15 protein-coding genes are annotated in these 17,525 nt (G+C 50.4%); 8 read left to right on the top strand and 7 right to left on the bottom strand.

The genetic code is table 11. The annotated features are described in order from the left end of the window. The first annotated feature begins 7 nt into the window (after positions 1-7). From cyoE to TOLA_RS10570, 3 genes are all read left to right on the top strand, one after another. Positions 8-901 carry a heme o synthase gene (cyoE, locus tag TOLA_RS10580; protein WP_218916151.1) on the top strand — a complete coding sequence of 298 codons (894 nt, stop codon included), beginning with the start codon at positions 8-10 and terminating at the stop codon, positions 899-901. Positions 902-938: 37 nt separating this feature from the next. Continuing rightward, on the top strand, positions 939-2,309 hold the full coding sequence (locus TOLA_RS10575; protein WP_015879148.1) for an MFS transporter: 1,371 nt from the start codon (positions 939-941) through the stop codon (positions 2,307-2,309). A gap of 79 nt (positions 2,310-2,388) precedes the next feature. After that, positions 2,389-3,207 (top strand): shikimate 5-dehydrogenase, encoded by an 819-nt coding sequence (locus TOLA_RS10570; protein ID WP_015879147.1) that lies wholly within the window; start codon positions 2,389-2,391, stop codon positions 3,205-3,207. Here the strand turns inward: TOLA_RS10570 and TOLA_RS10565 are convergent, their stop codons facing one another. Further along, positions 3,208-5,184: a CHASE domain-containing protein gene (locus TOLA_RS10565; RefSeq protein ID WP_015879146.1), complete on the bottom strand. Its 1,977-nt coding sequence runs from the start codon at positions 5,182-5,184 to the stop codon at positions 3,208-3,210. 115 nt (positions 5,185-5,299) lie between these two features. After that, a complete protein-coding gene (locus TOLA_RS10560) occupies positions 5,300-5,860 on the bottom strand; it encodes a helix-turn-helix domain-containing protein (protein WP_015879145.1) in 561 nt (186 codons plus the stop codon). Between the two features lie 160 nt (positions 5,861-6,020). Here TOLA_RS10560 and TOLA_RS10555 point away from each other — a divergent pair, with 160 nt between their 5' ends. Next, positions 6,021-7,172, top strand: a complete 1,152-nt coding sequence (locus TOLA_RS10555) for a benzoate/H(+) symporter BenE family transporter (protein WP_015879144.1) — start codon at positions 6,021-6,023, stop codon at positions 7,170-7,172. 22 nt (positions 7,173-7,194) lie between these two features. On the opposite strand, the gene suhB is transcribed toward TOLA_RS10555, so the two are convergent. The 5 genes from suhB to rdgC all read right to left on the bottom strand — a co-directional run bounded on the left by suhB (position 7,195) and on the right by rdgC (position 11,099). Continuing rightward, the gene (gene suhB, locus TOLA_RS10550) at positions 7,195-7,998 is read right to left on the bottom strand and encodes an inositol-1-monophosphatase (RefSeq protein WP_015879143.1); all 804 of its coding nucleotides are present in this window, start codon (positions 7,996-7,998) and stop codon (positions 7,195-7,197) included. 153 nt (positions 7,999-8,151) lie between these two features. After that, positions 8,152-8,394: a GrxA family glutaredoxin gene (locus TOLA_RS10545; RefSeq protein ID WP_015879142.1), complete on the bottom strand. Its 243-nt coding sequence runs from the start codon at positions 8,392-8,394 to the stop codon at positions 8,152-8,154. Then, on the bottom strand, positions 8,395-8,649 hold the full coding sequence (locus TOLA_RS10540; RefSeq protein ID WP_015879141.1) for a YfhL family 4Fe-4S dicluster ferredoxin: 255 nt from the start codon (positions 8,647-8,649) through the stop codon (positions 8,395-8,397). Beyond that, positions 8,650-10,014 carry a prephenate-dependent tRNA uridine(34) hydroxylase TrhP gene (gene trhP, locus TOLA_RS10535; protein WP_015879140.1) on the bottom strand — a complete coding sequence of 455 codons (1,365 nt, stop codon included), beginning with the start codon at positions 10,012-10,014 and terminating at the stop codon, positions 8,650-8,652. Between the two features lie 176 nt (positions 10,015-10,190). Next, positions 10,191-11,099 (bottom strand): recombination-associated protein RdgC, encoded by a 909-nt coding sequence (gene rdgC / locus TOLA_RS10530; protein ID WP_015879139.1) that lies wholly within the window; start codon positions 11,097-11,099, stop codon positions 10,191-10,193. A 163-nt stretch (positions 11,100-11,262) separates the two neighbouring features. Here rdgC and TOLA_RS16375 point away from each other — a divergent pair, with 163 nt between their 5' ends. The 4 genes from TOLA_RS16375 to phoB all read left to right on the top strand — a co-directional run bounded on the left by TOLA_RS16375 (position 11,263) and on the right by phoB (position 17,521). Continuing rightward, positions 11,263-11,694, top strand: a complete 432-nt coding sequence (locus TOLA_RS16375) for a GNAT family N-acetyltransferase (protein ID WP_015879138.1) — start codon at positions 11,263-11,265, stop codon at positions 11,692-11,694. A 60-nt stretch (positions 11,695-11,754) separates the two neighbouring features. Next, the gene (locus TOLA_RS10520; RefSeq protein WP_015879137.1) at positions 11,755-12,990 is read left to right on the top strand and encodes an exonuclease SbcCD subunit D; all 1,236 of its coding nucleotides are present in this window, start codon (positions 11,755-11,757) and stop codon (positions 12,988-12,990) included. Beyond that, on the top strand, positions 12,987-16,748 hold the full coding sequence (locus tag TOLA_RS10515; protein ID WP_015879136.1) for an AAA family ATPase: 3,762 nt from the start codon (positions 12,987-12,989) through the stop codon (positions 16,746-16,748). Before TOLA_RS10520 ends, TOLA_RS10515 begins: the two co-directional genes overlap by 4 nt. 83 nt (positions 16,749-16,831) lie before the next feature. Continuing rightward, complete coding sequence (gene phoB, locus TOLA_RS10510; RefSeq protein ID WP_015879135.1) at positions 16,832-17,521, top strand: phosphate regulon transcriptional regulator PhoB; 690 nt, start codon at positions 16,832-16,834, stop codon at positions 17,519-17,521. Positions 17,522-17,525: the final 4 nt, after the last annotated feature.

Below are 17,525 nucleotides of genomic sequence, written 5' to 3'. Positions count from 1 at the left end.
AGCTGACATCATGATCAAGCAGTACCTGCTCGTCACAAAACCGGGGATCATTTTTGGTAATCTGATTTCCGTCATTGGTGGTTTTTTCCTGGCTTCCAAAGGAAGCCTGGATTTAGCGCTGTTTCTGGCTACGGTCACCGGGGTTTCGCTGGTGATCGCTTCCGGTTGCGCTTTTAATAATTACATCGATCGTGATATCGACTGCATTATGGAGCGCACCAAAAACCGGGTGCTGGTGAAGGGGTTGATTTCACCCCTTACCACGCTGGTGTATGCCACATTACTGGGTATCGCCGGTTTTGGCTTGTTGTGGTTGATGACAAATCCACTGGCGACAGCACTCGCACTGATGGGGTTTGTGGTTTACGTCGGTCTGTATAGCCTGTGGCTGAAGCGCACCTCGGTGTATGGCACGCTGGTGGGCAGCCTTTCCGGTGCAGCACCGCCAGTCATCGGTTATTGCGCGGTCAGCAATCAGTTCGATATTGCGGCCTTTCTGCTACTGCTGATTTTTAGTCTCTGGCAAATGCCGCATTCCTATGCGATTGCGATATTCCGCTTCAAAGATTATCAGTCTGCATCAATTCCTGTTTTACCGGTGAAACACGGCATCTCGGTGACTAAGAGTCATATCCTGCGTTATGTTCTGGCGTTTGCGGTGGCAACACTGATGTTAACGCTGAGCGGTTATGCAGGTTACAGCTATTTTGCTGTAGCGATGCTGATTGGTATCGCTTGGTCAGCGATGGCATTTGCCGGATTTAAAGCGGCAGATGATCGTGTCTGGGCGAAAAAGCTGTTTATCTTCTCCATCATTGCCATTACGTCACTGAGTGTCATGATGTCGGTCGATTTTGCCACGCCGGATCCGGCCCAGTTTCTGACGTCACTGGGTTTCTGACGTCACTGGGTTTCTGACTTAACGGGAATAACCTGATATGCACGATAACCAGATGACCGCAACGGAGCGTCGGGCTACTGTTGGCTTAGGCGCTGTATTCGCATTGCGTATGTTCGGCATGTTTATGGTGCTGCCGGTGCTGACGACCTATGGCATGGCCTTACAGGGAGCCAATGAGTCATTGATTGGTCTGGCGATCGGGATCTACGGATTAATGCAGGCGTTGTTTCAGATCCCGGTTGGCTTATTGTCGGATAAGTTCGGTCGTTTTCCGCTGATTATTGGTGGCTTGTTGCTCTTCCTGCTGGGAAGTGTGCTGGCTGCCTGTGCTGATTCTATCTGGGGGGTGATTATCGGTCGGGCTCTGCAGGGAGCGGGAGCTATCTCTGCTGCTGTAATGGCGCTGTTGTCGGATCTCACCCGCGAGCAGCATCGCACCAAAGCCATGGCATTTATCGGTGTCAGTATCGGCATTACCTTTGCTGTCGCGATGGTGTTAGGGCCGGTTATTACGCATGCATTCGGATTGTCAGCATTATTCTGGGGAACTGCAGGTCTGACCGGGCTGGCTATTATCACGACACTGTTTTTCATCCCCAAACCACAGCAGCATGTGCTGAATCGTGAGTCAGCCTTCGTCAGCGGTAATTTACGGGCCGTACTCATGGAACGGGAATTACTGAAGCTGAACTTCAGTATCTTCTCTCTGCATGCGTTGCTGATGGCTAGTTTTGTGGCGCTACCAGTGGCAATGGAACAGGCGGGTTTTCAGCGGCAGCTTCAGTGGCAGGTTTATCTGGTTACTATGCTGATTTCGTTTGTGGCGGTCGTTCCTTTCATCATCTATGCCGAAAAACGCCGCCGGATTAAGCAGGTATTTATCAGCTGTATTCTGATCTTTCTGCTGGCGGAAGCCGTCCTGTTTTCTGCCGGGCTGCAATTGTGGTTCGTGTTTGCCGGTATTCAGCTGTTCTTTATCGGCTTTAATGTGCTGGAAGGATTGCTGCCATCACTGGTCAGTAAAATCGCGCCTGCCGGGTATAAAGGCACGGCAATGGGGCTGTATTCCACCAGTCAGTTTCTGGGGGTCGCAGCAGGCGGTGCATCAGGTGGCTGGTTGCTGCAGCTTAATGGTACGCCGCTGGTCTTTCTGGCCGGAATCGTCATCGTCGGGCTCTGGTTGCTGGTCAGTCTGACCATGCGGGAACCGCCGTATGTCAGTAGTTTGCGGATCGTGTTACCTGATTCAGCGAAACAGCAATCTTCTTTACTCGCTGAGAATATTAAAGCCCAGCCGGGTGTTGCGGATGTGGTGCTCGTTCTGGAAGAGATGGCGGCTTACGTGAAGGTGGATACCAGACAAACATCACGACGTGATCTGGAACAGATTGTGGCTGCTGCCAGCTAGGTATTTGTATTCCTTACTGGTAATTTAATCCGCTGCATTCACTTATTCCGCCTTCATTTCCCATCAGGAGTCTTGCAGCATGACCCGACAATTAAACAAAGACACTACGGTTTGCATGTCACTGGCGGCGCGCCCCAGTAACTTCGGCACCCGTTTCCATAACTTCTTATATGATGCGTTAGATCTCGACTACCTCTATAAAGCTTTTACCACCACAGATCTGGCTGCTGCCATTGGCGGTGTGCGTGCCTTAGGCATCCGTGGCTGTGCGATTTCGATGCCTTTCAAGGAAGCCTGTATTCCAATGGTGGATGAGCTGGATCCGTCAGCCAAAGCCATTGACTCGGTGAATACCATTGTAAACACCAATGGTTACCTCAAAGCCTATAACACCGATTACATTGCGATTGCCAAATTACTGGCGGAGCATCAGGTTTCCAATCAGCTGACCTTCGTCTTACGCGGTAGCGGTGGCATGGCCAAAGCCGTGGCTTGTGCGCTGAAAGATGCCGGATTTAAAAAAGGCTGTATCGTGGCTCGTAATGAAGAAGCCGGAAAACATCTCGCTGGTTTGTATGGATTTGAATGGGCGGCAGAGATGGCTGGTATTCAGGCTGATTTGCTTATCAACGTCACCCCAATCGGCATGGCGGGTGGGGCAGAGGCTGAAACACTGTCTTTTACCGAAGAAACAATTAATGCTGCTCAGGTTGTTTTTGATGTGGTGGCATTACCGCCTGAAACGCCATTGATCCGTTATGCCAAAGCGCAGGGGAAAAAGGTCATCACCGGGGCGGACGTTTTTGCCATTCAGGCTGTTGAACAATTTGTGCTTTATACCGGAATTCGCCCCAGCGATGAACTGTTTCAGCAAGCGGCAAAATACGCGCGGGGATAATCAGTCTTCTTTGGCGGTTGGTATGGAAGGGGCAAAGCAGATATGTTTTTCTTTATCTGCTTTGGCGCTATACATGGCGGTATCGGCACTCTGGATAATGGCATCAACCGTATCGCCGTTATCCGGATAGGTGGCGATGCCAATACTGGCTGAAATCGTAAGCTGATAACCGTTAGCCATGCTGGGTTTCTGTATCTCATCCCGCAGTTTAATCGCCAGTATTTCGAGACTGTCGGTATCCATAAATTCAGGCAGCAGGATCACAAACTCATCACCACCCTGACGGCATACGGTATCAGATTCTCTTACGATGCTGAGCAGACGCTGTGCCACCGTTTTCAGTATCACATCGCCCACATTGTGCCCATATTGATCATTGATTGGTTTAAACCGGTCCAGATCAATATAGAAGATAGCCATGCGTCTTTTGTAACGACGGGCCAGAGTGAGTGCCTGCGTTGCGTGTTCAACTAATAACAAACGATTTGGCAAATTGGTCAGATAATCATGATGTGCGAGATATTGGATCCTGGCTTCCGCTTCCCGCCGTGCGGATATATCCAGAAACATCCCAACGTAATTCATCACATTGCCTTCTTTATCGAATACCTTGCTGATTGACAGAAGTTCAGGAAGCAGCTGACCATCTTTGCGCCGGTTGATCAATTCACCTTCCCAGTAACCATGTTGCTCTATTGATTGCCACATGGTTTGGTAAAACATTTCATCCTGCTGGCCGGAGGAGAGTATTCGGGGATTCTGATGCAGGATATCTTCCAAAGCATACCCGGTGATCCGGGTAAAAGCCGGATTGACGGCGATAATACGTTTGTCCGCATCGGTTACCATGATCCCGCCGGGGCTGGCATCCAGCACGGTACTCGCTAACTGCATCGCGGCTTCATTTTTTCTGCGTTCAGTTAAGGCTGTTCTAACCTGAAGATGTGAATTGGCTAAAACATAGCTGAGGAAGGCGGAAAGTAAGCTCAGAATAATGCCTGCCTGAATGGCTATGTTGCTGCTTTTCTCTGAACCTGCACTCGTCCAGTAGGCCGGTAGGGGTTTGATATGCAATGTCCAGTCAGAACCCAGGATCTCAGAGGACCTGATCATCTCGTCTTCGTCGGAATGCGATAAATCCGGCGGGTAGGTATCAATCATCAATTCCGGCGAACCGGGGTGTTTCCCTGAATAGAGCCGGAGAGCAATTTTGCGGGAAAAATCAGGATAGCCCTGCTGCAGATAATGGGTCAGAAGCTCCTGAAGCCGTATTTCCGCATAAACCCAACCGGTCAGCGCGTTCCTGCGTTGTTCGATGGTATAAACCGGCATATTGTTTTGATAAATCGGGCTGAATATGAAGATGCCGGATTGGGGCGGCTGTTCTGTTTCCTGCTGCAGAGTGATTTTACCGGTCATAACGGCCGCAGCCAGATCCCGGGCTTGCCCGGCTGCGTTCATTTTCACCGGTTCTGACAGCATGTCATAACCCATGATCTGCTGATTCCGCGAGTTCAGTGGCTCAACAAATATTACGGACGAGTAGAACTCCCGTTCTCCGGCTGGCCGGATGTCATAATCAGTAAAACCTTCCGCTCTGATTTTGGCGATATGCTGTTGTTTTTCTGTTTCAGGTATAAGCGTGCTGTAACCAATGGACTGAATTCCCGGATAATAAACGGATAGTTTCAATTGCCGGATATAACGTTGAAACTCATCTCGGGACACATGATCACTACTGGCTAATAATCCGGCTACACCTTGCAGAATTTCACCGTTATAGGTCAGTCGCCGTTCCAGGCCGGCTGCCAGTTCATTTGCCCTGATTCTGAATTCAGAAAGGATCTTGCTGGTCTCCTGCTGCCGGATATTGGAAACCGTAATCCAGGTCAGAAGTAATCCCAGGATAAATACCAAACCAGGAATGAGCGTATAAAGCCATCGTCTGGTGATAAAACCCAGTATTTTATTAGGCAATTAACGTCCCTTCCTTGTTTATTAACCGATTCGGATCATTCTCATTAAAAGTATAGCGTTGATAATGTCGGCCCCTCTGACGGAAACCGCATGTTTTTCTGCTGCATTCAGCTTTTTAATCCGCGGAGTAACAAATCAGATTGTGAAAACTGACCGGCTGATCCGACCGGTTGCGATAGCCATGGGGGCGGGAGGCATCAAAACGCATGGCATCACCAGCGTCCAGCGGATGCCATTGTCCGTCACTCATGATCTCTAAAGTACCATCCAGCGGGATCACATGTTCAGTCACACCATCAGCATGCGCCGCGGAAAGATGCTCAATGCCTGCCGGCAGTGTTACCAGAAGCAATTCAAATCCGAATTGCGGATCAAACGGAATAACGGCTTTTGCGGCTATGTCATGCTTATTTCTATGCTGTACCGCAGATGAATCGCTCGTCCGCCAGATATCCTGCAACTGAACCGATGGCTCAAGAAAGGTCGAGAAGGAGGTCTCAAACCCTGTGGCAATCTTCCATAAAGTGGCCACGGTCGGGCTTGATTCTCCACGCTCAATCTGCCCGAGCATGGCCTTACTGACACCGGTAGCGGCAGCGGTTTTATCCAGACTCCAGCCGCGTTGTTTACGTAACAGCTGAAGGGTAGCAGCAATATGCCGGATTAAGTCTTGCATTCCGTATCCCGTTTTTCTGTTTGTGCGCTATAGCGCACAGCGATGAGGCATGATAATTTGAGCGTTATAACGCACATGAATGAGCTAAGCCTAGCCTGACAGCAATACATTGTCATGCAGGATATCAGGTCATGCGGGATATCAGTAAAAAGGGAGTGCCATGCGTTTTGCATTAAGTTTACCAGTCGCCGGTGTGGTTGCTAATCTGGTCGCCTTCAGTAGCTCCGTGGCCCTGATTTTTCAGGCAGCCAACAGTATGAGTGGGGCGAATGCGCAGCTGACCAGTTCATGGCTGTTTGCACTCAGCATCGGCTCGGGATTAAGCACGCTGATCCTGTCGCTTTATTATCGTCAGCCGATCCTGACCGCCTGGTCCACACCGGGCGCGGCATTGCTGATCAGCAGCTTACAGGGCGTCTCGCCAGCGCTTGCCACAGGTGCGTTTTTGTTTTCCGCATTGCTGATCACGCTGTGTGGCGTCACCGGATTATTTGCGCGACTGATGCATAAGATCCCGACGGCATTGGCATCGGCAATGTTAGCCGGGGTGCTGGTGCGTTTTGGTATGAAAGTGTTTGAGCAAATGCCGCTACAGCCAGCGCTGATTATCAGTATGTTGCTGGTTTATCTGCTGGCGAAGCGGTTTTATCCGCGTTACGCGATCCTGTTTGTTCTGATTGCCGGAGGGATTGTGGCCTGGCAACAGGGATTACTGCAGAACAATAGTCAACCGCTTACGTTTGTTTCTCCGGTACTGACATGGCCAGCTTTTGATATAGCGACATTACTCGGGGTTGGTTTACCACTGTTTATCGTCACCATGGCATCGCAAAATCTGCCGGGCATTGCGGTAATGAGGGCTAACGGCTATCAGACGCCGGTGTCTGCTTCGCTGACAGTGACTGGTGTGATTAATGTTCTGCTGGCTCCACTGGGGTGTTTTGCCATTAATCTGGCAGCAATTACAGCTGCTATTTGTATGGGAACGGAAGCACATGAAGAGCCGAAGCAACGTTACAAAGCGGCGGTTTTTGCCGGAATCGGTTATCTGATTGCGGGAGTGTTTGGTGCCAGTATCGTGACTTTGTTTGCCATATTACCGGGCGCATTGATCATGGGGGTAGCAGGCATTGCACTGTTCGGCACGATAGGGGCGAGTTTGCATGCAGCATTGCATGATGAGCATCAGCGGGAAGCGGCATTACTGACGTTTCTGGTGACTGCCAGTGGGTTGAGCTTGTGGGGAATTGGTTCTGCGTTCTGGGGGCTGGTGGTAGGTGTTATCGTCATGATGTGCTACCGAAAACGGTAGCACATCCGAGTTTTTTGTTTACTTATTTAGCCAGTGATTCTGGTAATTCTTCGCGGATTTTCGCCAGCAGTGCTTTCACAATGCGTGGGTTGCCACAAACGATATTGCCGCTGTTGTCATAGTTATGACCACCGGCAAAATCGGTAGCGATAGCACCGGCTTCACGGGCAATCAGCTCACCAGCAGCCAGATCCCATGGTTTCAGCCCCAGTTCCCAGTAACCGTCCATGCGGCCAGCAGCCACATAAGCCAGATCCAGACTGGCAGCACCGGCACGGCGAATATCAGCACATTCCTGGAAAATGTTGTTAAACATAGTCAGGAAAGATTGGTAATGGTGACGGTGACGATGTGGGAACGCAGTGGCTAATACACAACCGTTCAGATCTTTGGCATTGCTGCAACGCAGACGGTAGCCGTTCAGCTGCGCGCCAGCACCACGGGAAGCGGTAAACAGTTCATCACGGATTGGGTCATAAACAACGCCCACTTCGGTACGGCCTTTAATGCGCAATGCAATAGAAACAGCGAAATGAGGAATGCCTTTAACGAAGTTGGTAGTGCCATCCAGTGGGTCGATAATCCATTGGTAGTCAGCGTCTTTGCCGCTGGTAAAGCCGCTCTCTTCTGCCACGATAGCGTGGTCAGGATAAGATTTTTTGATAGTCTGAATGATCACGTTTTCCGCTTCACGATCAACGTTTGTAACAAAATCGTTCATAGCCTTTTGCATGGTTTCAATTTTGCTTGGATCAGCAAAACTTTTCACAATAACCTGACCAGCACTACGGGCTGCGCGGATAGCAATATTCAGCATAGGATGCATAATGGATTCACCACTGGATGTTAAAGAACGGGGTTAGAAAACGGCGCGATTATAGGGCGAGGGGAGGAAACAGGCAATGTTCTTTTGGCGGGAAGATGAAATAGTCGCCAGCAGCATCCGTGCTGCTGAACTCCGGGCGGAGTTAATGCTTACTTACAGCAGGTTTTCAGTAACCGCTTTGTAAAAATCGGTATAACCACCTACGTGCTTTTTACCAACAAAGATTTGCGGTACGGTGCGAACTGGCTGACCTACTTTTTTCTGCAGATCAGCTACTGTCATGCCGGTAGCAAAAATATCAATGTAGGTGAAAGCAAAGTCGCGTTCTTCGCAAAACTTCACTGCCATTTCACAGTAAGGGCAATCTGGTTTGCCATAAATAATTACTGGTTCCATTTAGTCTCCTTTTTCGTATAGCGATATAAATTTATTGAGTAATTCAAGTTCTGATTCCGGATGTGCCGGATCACTGATAATGCAGTTGATCGGACACACCCGTACGCAGGTGGGCTCCTCATAGAAGCCCACACATTCGGTACAGCGATCAGGCATAATTTCATACACCTTATCGCCCATATAAATGGCCTGATTCGGACATTCCGGTTCGCACATATCGCAGTTAGTGCAAGCCTCAGTGATCAGTAGCGCCATTTAAGCCACCGCATGCGGTTGGCGGGTGCTTTCTTTGTCATCCAGATTACGCAGTAAAATACCGTAATTCAGATCGACATTTTCCGGCACCGGGATTTCGACAATATGACCATCACCCGGCGCGACTTCAATCTGCTCACCTTTCTTGTTTTCCATATGCGCAAGCTGGAAGCTTAAATTGCCCTGTGGTGTCATCAATTCCATGCTGTTACCGACAAGGAATTTATTTTTCACCGCAATTTTAGCCATGCCGTTAGCACTGCGTTCCAGCACTTCACCGACAAACTGCTGGCTGTCGGAAACCGAGTAACCGTAGTCGTAATTCTGATAGTCAGAATGCACATGACGACGCAGGAAACCTTCGGTGTATCCGCGGTGCGCCAGATTTTCCAGTGTACCCATCAGGTTGGCATTAAACGGTTTACCGGCTGCAGCGTCATCAATGGCCTGACGGTATACTTGTGCAGTACGTGCGCAGTAGTAAAAAGATTTAGTCCGGCCTTCAATTTTCAGCGAATGCACGCCCAGTTTACTCAGACGCTCAACATGCTGGATTGCACGCAGATCGCGGGAGTTCATGATATAAGTGCCGTGTTCATCTTCGAACGCGGTCATGAATTCACCCGGACGGTTTTTCTCTTCCAGTAACACTAATGCATCACTTGGCGCGCCAATACCCAGCGTTGGTTCAACCTTGACCGGGATCGGCTCTTGTTTGTGCACGATCTGGCCAACATCATCCTGTTTGCCTTCGTGTACGTTATATTCCCAGCGGCAGGAGTTGGTGCAGGTACCCTGATTCGGGTCGCGTTTGTTCAGATAACCGGACAGCAGGCAGCGGCCGGAGTAGGCCATGCACAGTGCGCCATGCACAAACACTTCCAGTTCGATATCCGGACATTGCTGGCGGATTTCTTCAATTTCTTCAATGGAAAGCTCACGCGACAGGATCACGCGCTCCAGCCCCATTTTTTCCCAGAATTTCACAGTCGCCCAGTTTACGGCGTTGGCTTGAACCGACAGATGCACCGGCATTTCCGGGAAGTGCTCACGCACCATCATGATCAGGCCCGGATCGGACATAATTAAGGCATCCGGTCCCATATCAATCACGGGTTTCATGTCGCGCACGAAGGTTTTTAGCTTGGAGTTATGCGGCTGAATATTGGCTACCACATACAACTTTTTCCCTAAGTCATGCGCTTCGTTGATCCCCAATTGCAGATTGGCATGATCAAATTCGTTATTGCGCACACGCAGGCTGTAACGGGGCTGGCCGGCATAAACAGCGTCTGCACCGTAAGCATAGGCATAACGCATATTCTTCAGCGTTCCCGCCGGAGACAGTAATTCTGGTTTAAACATGTTGTTCTCTCTTGGTCTGATCACAGGTCAGTAAGATGCCACCTGATGGCATCGGGCGCGGGATTGTACTCTGGAAAGGGGTATTAAGGATATATCTGTAAAAACAGCGGGATGAAATTCTCATTCCCGCTGTTTTTACCAGTGTTTTTATCTGGTTTGGATCTGAACGGATGCGGTTATTCCGCTTTTTCTCCGCCGAGCGCAGCAACCAGCTCAGGAACGAATTTTGCCAGTTCGCCGGTCATCAGCGCAAAGTCGGCATCCATGCGGGCAACATGGTCTTCAGAAATCACATCTTCATTCTGTTCGCGTAATTCTTCGCTGAATTTCAGGCGTTTGATCGATAAATCATCAGCTAAAACGAAACTAACGGTATCAGACCAGTTCAGAGCCAGTTTGGTGACCATTTTATCGGCCAGCAAATGCGCTTTGATCTCTTCAGTGACCAGATCCTGCTCTTTACAGCGGATGATGCCGCCATGCTCCAGCGCAGAACGCAGCTCGGCTTCATCTTCCAATACGAAACCACCCGGCGCAGCTCCCGCATTTAACCATTCAGTCATGGTAATTTCTGGTGGATTCTGCAGTGCAAACGGTACAACTGGCAGACTACCGGTACATTTACGCAACAAAGATAATACGTCGTCGGCTTTTTTCGCTGAACCTGCATCGACGACCAGATAGTTTTCTGCCGGATTGATCCATAAGAACGTCTGGCTGGAACGCGGGAAGGCACGAGGCAGCAGCGTGTGCAGGATCTCTTCTTTCAGCGATTCTTTCTCTTTCTTCTTCAGTGCACGGCCCTGAGCGGCTTCCATCTCATCGATTTTTTCCTGCAGCATGTCTTTGATGACGGCTGCCGGCAGCACTTTTTCTTCTTTTTTAGCACATAACAACATCTGTCCCTGTGCTTCATGCACCAATACTTCGGCATGTTTTCCCAGCGGGGAAATCCAACCGAATTTGCTCATCTCCTGACTGCCACAGGGCGAAAACAGATGGCTCTGCAGCATTTTTTCCAGGCTGTCAGCATCGTGTTCAAACGGACGAGTAAAGCGGTACAGTTGCAGGTTTTTAAACCACATGGCGACCTCAGTCATGTTTCAAAGAAAACGCATTCTAACAGCATTGTGATCGCTTCGGCATTCCCCGGAGAAAAAGCGGAGCTGTTTCACAACCTGATAACCACCGGACAACCTCTTCGCGCTGACTGAGTAAACTGAAATCAAGATTGAACCGGAGTGAATCATGGTGATTCGACGCAGTGAACCTCAAGATATGCCGCAACTGACAGCCATCTGGCTGCAGGCATCTCTGCATGCCGATGAATTTCTGCCTGCAGCTACCTGGTGGCACAGACAGGAGTCAATGCGTAAGCAACTGGAGTGCGGAACAGAAGTGTGGGTTGCCGATGATGAAGATCATCTGGTGGGTTTCGTCGCGTTAAATGCAGATGAACTACTGGAGCTCTACGTCGAGCCGACCTGCCAGCGCCAGCAGCTGGCCGAAGAGTTATTGTATCTGGCAAAGAAGCATCATCCGGTGCTTTATCATCGTGCGAGTGCCGAATGTCCCGATGAAGTCGATTTTTTTAAGAGCCAGGGCTTTGAGATCAAAGAAGCGCATAAGCATCCGGTATGGCAACTGGAAGAATACTGGATGGAGTGCCGCAACGCTTGAAAAAGAACGTCTCAGCCATCATGTTACGGGTAATCACTTCCTGATCTGTTGTTGAGCATCGTGAAATTACTGCATACCGCCGACTGGCATCTGGGTCATCGTCTGCACGGCCATGAGCGTTATTTTGAACACCGTTCATTTCTCGACTGGTTAATGAATGAGATATCGCAGCGGGATATCGATGGCCTGCTGGTGGCGGGGGATGTGTTTGATACCGCCAATCCTTCAGCAACCAGTTGGCAGCTGTTTTATCAGTTTCTGGCTACCTTGCGTCAGCAGCGACCACACCTGAATGTCATTATCATCGCCGGTAATCACGATTCTCCCTCTAAATTAGATGCTCCGCATGAATTGCTTAAATCGTTTGATCTGCATTTGATTGGTGCTGTTGAGCGAGACACCGATGGTCGGCTCAATTGTGACAAACTGGCGATTCCGCTGAAAGACAGAACTGGTTGTGTTCAGGCATGGTGTGCGGCCGTTCCTTTTTTACGCAGTGCCGATTTACGGATGGATGAAGAACAAAACGGTGAAGAAGACCGGCTGGTGGCGGGCGTACGCGAGGTATATCAGCAGGTGTTCGCTCATATCGATTCTCTGCGCACCGCTGAGCAACCGTTGTTAGCGATGGGACATGCTTATCTGCAAAGTGGCGAACTCTCTGAATTATCCGAACGGAAAGTACTGGGCGGTAATCAGCACGCACTGCCGCTGTCGGTGTTCAACGGGGCTGACTATGTTGCGCTGGGGCATCTGCATCTGGCGCAGTCACTCAGTGAGCAGGTGCATTACGCCGGTTCGCCGTTACCCTTATCACTGGCGGAACAAAATTATCCGCATCAGCTGATTGAGCTGACGGTTGCTGAACATCAGATTACGGTCACCGATAAAATCCGTATTCCGCGAACAGTGGATATTCTGCGCCTTCCTGCACAACCCGCACCGTTAGATGCGGTTCTGGCTGAGCTGGATAATTTATCGCTGACGGATTTACCACAGAACCAGCGCCCATTTCTGGAAGTGCGGGTCAGACTGGAAAAACCGGAAGCGCGGTTACGGGAACGGATACTGGCCGCGCTGGTAGATAAGCCGGTACGTCTGGCCAGGATCTATACCGAATACAGTGGTCATGGTCTGGGGATCGCGGATCAAATGACCAGTGTCCCGCTCGATTCGCTGTCTCCACGGGAAGTGTTTGAACTTTGTTATCAGCGGCAATATGCGTCATCACCGGATAGTGTTCTGCTCAATTGTTTTGAAGAATTAGAAACCGCGCTGGAGAACGAAGCATTATGAAAATATTAGCGGTTCGCGGTGAAAACCTTGCCAGTCTGAGTCATCCGTTCAATATCGATTTCATTCACGGACGTCTGGGTGACAGTGGTCTGTTTGCCATCACCGGCAATACCGGCGCAGGTAAAAGCACCATTCTGGATGCGATTTGTCTGGCGTTATATGACCAGATCGCCCGTTTTCCCTCCAATAAAAAGAATATGGCGGAAATAGGCCGGGCGGATGACAGTGAGCGTCTGAAAGCGAATGATGTCCGCCTGATTTTAAGTCGTGGCGCCGTTTCCGGTTATGCCGAAGTCGATTTTACTGCCCGCGATGGTCAGCATTATTGTGCCCGCTGGTCGGTGCGCCGGGCCCGTAACCGTCCGGATGGCAAATGCCAGAAGCAGGAACGCTCGCTGCGTCAGCTTTCTGAGGGGGGCATCACTTATGCCGGTGGCCAGCGTGACGTGCAGAGTCAGATCGATGAGAAAATAGGCCTGAACTGGGAACAGTTCCGACGGGCCGTCATTTTGCCACAGGGTGATTTTGCTGCGTTTCTGAAAGCCAGTACGGATGAACGATCCGCGCTGCTGGAACGGATGACCGGGACCGAACACTATTCCGCACTTTCGATGGCCGCCTATGAGCGGGCAAAAACGGAACGTCAGCAGTTAGCCGTGCTGGAAGAAAAACTCGGTGATCAGCCGCAATTCAGTCAGGAAGATCGCGACAATATCCAATCGCAGTTGCAGGCATTGTCGTTGCAGCAAAAGCAAAAAGCACAACAACTGACCCTGTTACAGGAATGGCAGGAGATGCAGCGGCGGTTACAGGAGCTGCAGAGTGCAACGGAAGAGTCCCGCCTGCAGTTACAGACGGCTACTGAAGAGTGGCATGCGCAGGAACAGTCCCGCCGGCGCCTGGCTGCGCTGGAAAAAGTGCAGGTCGCCCGTGCTGAGCATGAGCAGCTTGATCGTACCGTTTTAGAACTGCAACAGATCAGTGAAACACTGCAACAACGTCAGCTGCAGCTGACAAAACATCTGGAACTGGAACAACCCTTACAGCAACAGTATCAGCAGGCATTACAGCAACGGGATGAAGGCGATGCTGAATTTTCGGTGCTGCAACGAGAGATCCGTCAGGCCAGAGAACTGGATAACTCACTGAAAGAACGCCAGCAACAACTGCAACTGGCGGCACAGCAATTATTGGTTCTGCAGACCGAAACCACACAGCAGCATCACCTGCAGCAACAACAGCAGCACGCACTGCAACAACTGCAGCACCAGCGGTCTGAATTGAAAATATGGCTGGAAGAAAATCACCACTGGCAACGTCAGGCCCGGCAACAACAGCCATTATTAAAAGCGATGCAGGATTTTCTCGGTGAAAAACTGCGCTGGCAACAGCAGAACCAGCAGATTGCAATCTATCAGCAGCAACTGAAGGAGCTGGAGCGTGCGCAGGTGGCTGTTCAGCACCATTTCCAGCATCAGCAGGACGCGCTGCAAACTATAAAGCAACGCCTGCAGCAGGAAGGTGACGCGCAGGAATGGCAAACCTTGCAGCAGCTGTACAACCGCTGGCAGGAAGTGCAGGGGATTGCAGAACGTTGTGTGCATCTGAAAGGCGTTGCCGAGCAGGCGGTTCAGGGGAATCGGCAGCGTACCGAATTATTACAGCGTCAGCAGCAGTTCCGGCAAAGTCTGCAACAAATCGCTCATCGCCGGCAATCCCTGCTGCCGGAGCTGGAAACTTCACAAGCCCAGTGGCAGGAAGTGAATCAAACGCTGAAACAGGCACAACTGCACAGTCAGTTGCAGGATTACCGCGTCTATCTTTCAGAAGATGAGCCTTGTCCGTTATGCGGCTCGGTGCATCATCCTTACCGGCATGAAACTATTTCTGACAGCTTGTTGCTGCAACTGGAGCGTCAGCAGCTCTTTTTGCAACAACAACAGGAACGAGGTCAGGTAGAAAATGCTCAGTTACAGGAAGCCGAACAGCAAACGATACTGGCAGAAAAAGAGCTGGTACGGCAGCTAACGCATCTGGATAACGCGTTGCGCGCACTGGAACAGCAATGGCAGAGCATGCGACAGGACCATACGGTGCTGATCCCTGCCTGGCCGGGTGATGAATCGTTATGGTTACCGCTGTTAACGCAATTAGCGCAAGTGCAGCATCAGCAGACACTGCAGGCCGGTGAATTACATCAGCAATATGAACGCAACCGGGCACAATTTGAACGTCAGCAACAACTGTTGCTGCAGCAGGAGCAACTGACACAACAGGCCCAGAAGTATGAACGCGATCTGATGGCGTTACGCAGTCAGGTGGGTGAGCAACAGGGTGCGTTTGAACTGCTGCAACAGCAGCAATCCGCCTTGCTGCTGCGTTTACAGCAGAGTGAACAATCACTCGATGAACAATTAGCACCGCTGGAATGGCGTTCTGCTCTGACGTTGCAGCAGGGCGCGGTCTGGTTAGACGGCTGGCAGAAATGTTGTCAGGAATATCTGCAGACAGAACAGCACTGGATTTTGAGTGAGCAGCAATACCAGCAATTACAGGCTGAAATTTCAGCACAAAACAGCCGGCTGCTGACACTGCAGGAACAGCTGCAATTGCGGCAAAAAGAACAGGAACGGATCCAGTCTGATTTCCAGCAACTGTTACAGCAACGGCAATCCTGTCTGAATGGTCAGCCTGCAGAGCCACTGGAGCAGCAATGGATCCAGCGTGTACAACAAAACCGCGAGTTGGCGGAACAACAGCAACAACAGCTGCAGCTCTGGCAGGAACAGCGTATTGCCCTGCAGTCACAGGTGAGCAGCCAGCAACATCATCTGGAACAGCTGCAGGCGCAACACCGTGCCTTGTTACTCAGTACGATGCAGCAGCAGCAAAAATTGGGGATTAACGAATATGAAATCCGGCAACTGTTGCTGGTGCCGATAGAACAGGTTCGTCTGCAGCGGGAACAGCTGGCTCATCTGGATGAACAACTGACTCAAGTGAAAACCAGGCTGCAGGAACGGGAGCAACAGATGGCGTTACAGCAAAAACGCTGTGAAACGTTACAACATATTCAACCGCAATGGATTGGGCTGGATTTTAACCAGCTGACCGCGCTGCAGCAGGAGATGACACTAAATTTACAGGAACTGGATCAACAGCTGTTTAATATTAAACGTCTGCAAATGCAGGCCGAAGAAGCGGCAGTAACGCAGATCCAGTTGCAACAGGTTTATCAGGCTCAGCAGGAGATCAGCGATCGCTGGCAGCAACTCAGTGATCTGATCGGCTCAGCCAATGGCGCCAAATTCCGGACCTTTGCACAGAGTCTGACGCTGGAACAATTACTCGGGCTGGCGAATCACCATCTGGCTGAGCTGGCGCCGCGTTATCAGCTGCAACGTGTTCCGGGTACTGACCTGGCATTACAGGTGATCGACCGCGATATGGGCGATGACATCCGGGCCGTAGAATCCTTGTCCGGTGGCGAAAGTTTTCTGGTGTCACTGGCACTAGCGTTGGGATTATCGTCACTCTCATCACACGATACGCGGATTGAGTCACTTTTCATTGATGAAGGTTTCGGTACGCTGGATCCGGAAAGTCTGGATACGGCCATTGCCAGTCTGGACGCGCTGCAGGCAGCGGGGCGTCAGGTCGGTGTGATTTCACATGTACAAACGCTGGTAGAACGGATTGGTGTGCAAATTAAAGTACAAAGTCTGGGGGGCGGGGAAAGCAGGATTATATTGCCTTGATATGACAGTAATAATGCTTATCATAAAACTGTCACAAAACCTTCCGATAATGACGTCATATTTGTCATAAAAGGAATTGTATTATGTCAATGCGAGTGCTGGTCGTTGAAGATGAGGCGCCCATCCGCGAAATGCTGTGTTTCATGCTGGAACAGAAAGGATATGAACCAGTCGAGGCGGCGGATTTTACTGAGGCCGTAGCGCTGGTAAAAGAGCCTTATCCGGAACTGATTTTGCTGGACTGGATGATACCCGGCGGCAGCGGTATTCAGTTTATCAAGCTGATGAAGCAGGAAGAACTGACCCGGAATATTCCGATCGTCATGCTGACTGCCCGTGGGGAAGAAGAAGATAAGGTGCGTGGTCTGGAAGTCGGTGCCGATGACTACATCACGAAACCATTCTCCCCGAAAGAACTGACTGCCCGTATCAAAGCGGTTATGCGTCGTTCAGCGCCTACAGCAACCGAAGAAGTGATCGATGTACAGGGGCTGCGTCTTGATCCGGTTTCTCATCGTGTGACAGCCAATGATTTGCCGCTGGATATGGGGCCGACAGAGTTCCGTTTATTACATTTCTTTATGACACATCCCGAACGTGTGTACAGCCGTGAACAATTGCTGAACAACGTTTGGGGAACTAACGTTTATGTTGAAGACCGGACGGTCGATGTTCATATTCGTCGTTTACGTAAAGCTATGGCTGTTACCGGTCATGATGTGCTGATACAAACTGTACGTGGATCTGGTTATCGTTTCTCCTCCCGCATTTAAGGGA

The organism is Tolumonas auensis DSM 9187, assembly GCF_000023065.1.
In the GTDB taxonomy this organism is placed as follows: Bacteria; Pseudomonadota; Gammaproteobacteria; order Enterobacterales; family Aeromonadaceae; genus Tolumonas; species Tolumonas auensis.
The sequence above is the reverse complement of the archived record's forward strand: the minus strand, read 5'-3'. Positions and strand labels throughout refer to the sequence as shown.

Coding starts and splice junctions, on each gene's coding strand:
- TOLA_RS10575 (WP_015879148.1), top strand. CDS start 939: ATGCACGATAACCAGATGACCGCAACGGAGCGTCGGGCTACTGTTGGC.
- TOLA_RS10570 (WP_015879147.1), top strand. CDS start 2,389: ATGACCCGACAATTAAACAAAGACACTACGGTTTGCATGTCACTGGCG.
- TOLA_RS10560 (WP_015879145.1), bottom strand. CDS start 5,860: ATGCAAGACTTAATCCGGCATATTGCTGCTACCCTTCAGCTGTTACGT.
- TOLA_RS10555 (WP_015879144.1), top strand. CDS start 6,021: ATGCGTTTTGCATTAAGTTTACCAGTCGCCGGTGTGGTTGCTAATCTG.
- suhB (WP_015879143.1), bottom strand. CDS start 7,998: ATGCATCCTATGCTGAATATTGCTATCCGCGCAGCCCGTAGTGCTGGT.
- TOLA_RS10545 (WP_015879142.1), bottom strand. CDS start 8,394: ATGGAACCAGTAATTATTTATGGCAAACCAGATTGCCCTTACTGTGAA.
- TOLA_RS10540 (WP_015879141.1), bottom strand. CDS start 8,649: ATGGCGCTACTGATCACTGAGGCTTGCACTAACTGCGATATGTGCGAA.
- trhP (WP_015879140.1), bottom strand. CDS start 10,014: ATGTTTAAACCAGAATTACTGTCTCCGGCGGGAACGCTGAAGAATATG.
- rdgC (WP_015879139.1), bottom strand. CDS start 11,099: ATGTGGTTTAAAAACCTGCAACTGTACCGCTTTACTCGTCCGTTTGAA.
- TOLA_RS16375 (WP_015879138.1), top strand. CDS start 11,263: ATGGTGATTCGACGCAGTGAACCTCAAGATATGCCGCAACTGACAGCC.
- TOLA_RS10515 (WP_015879136.1), top strand. CDS start 12,987: ATGAAAATATTAGCGGTTCGCGGTGAAAACCTTGCCAGTCTGAGTCAT.
- phoB (WP_015879135.1), top strand. CDS start 16,832: ATGTCAATGCGAGTGCTGGTCGTTGAAGATGAGGCGCCCATCCGCGAA.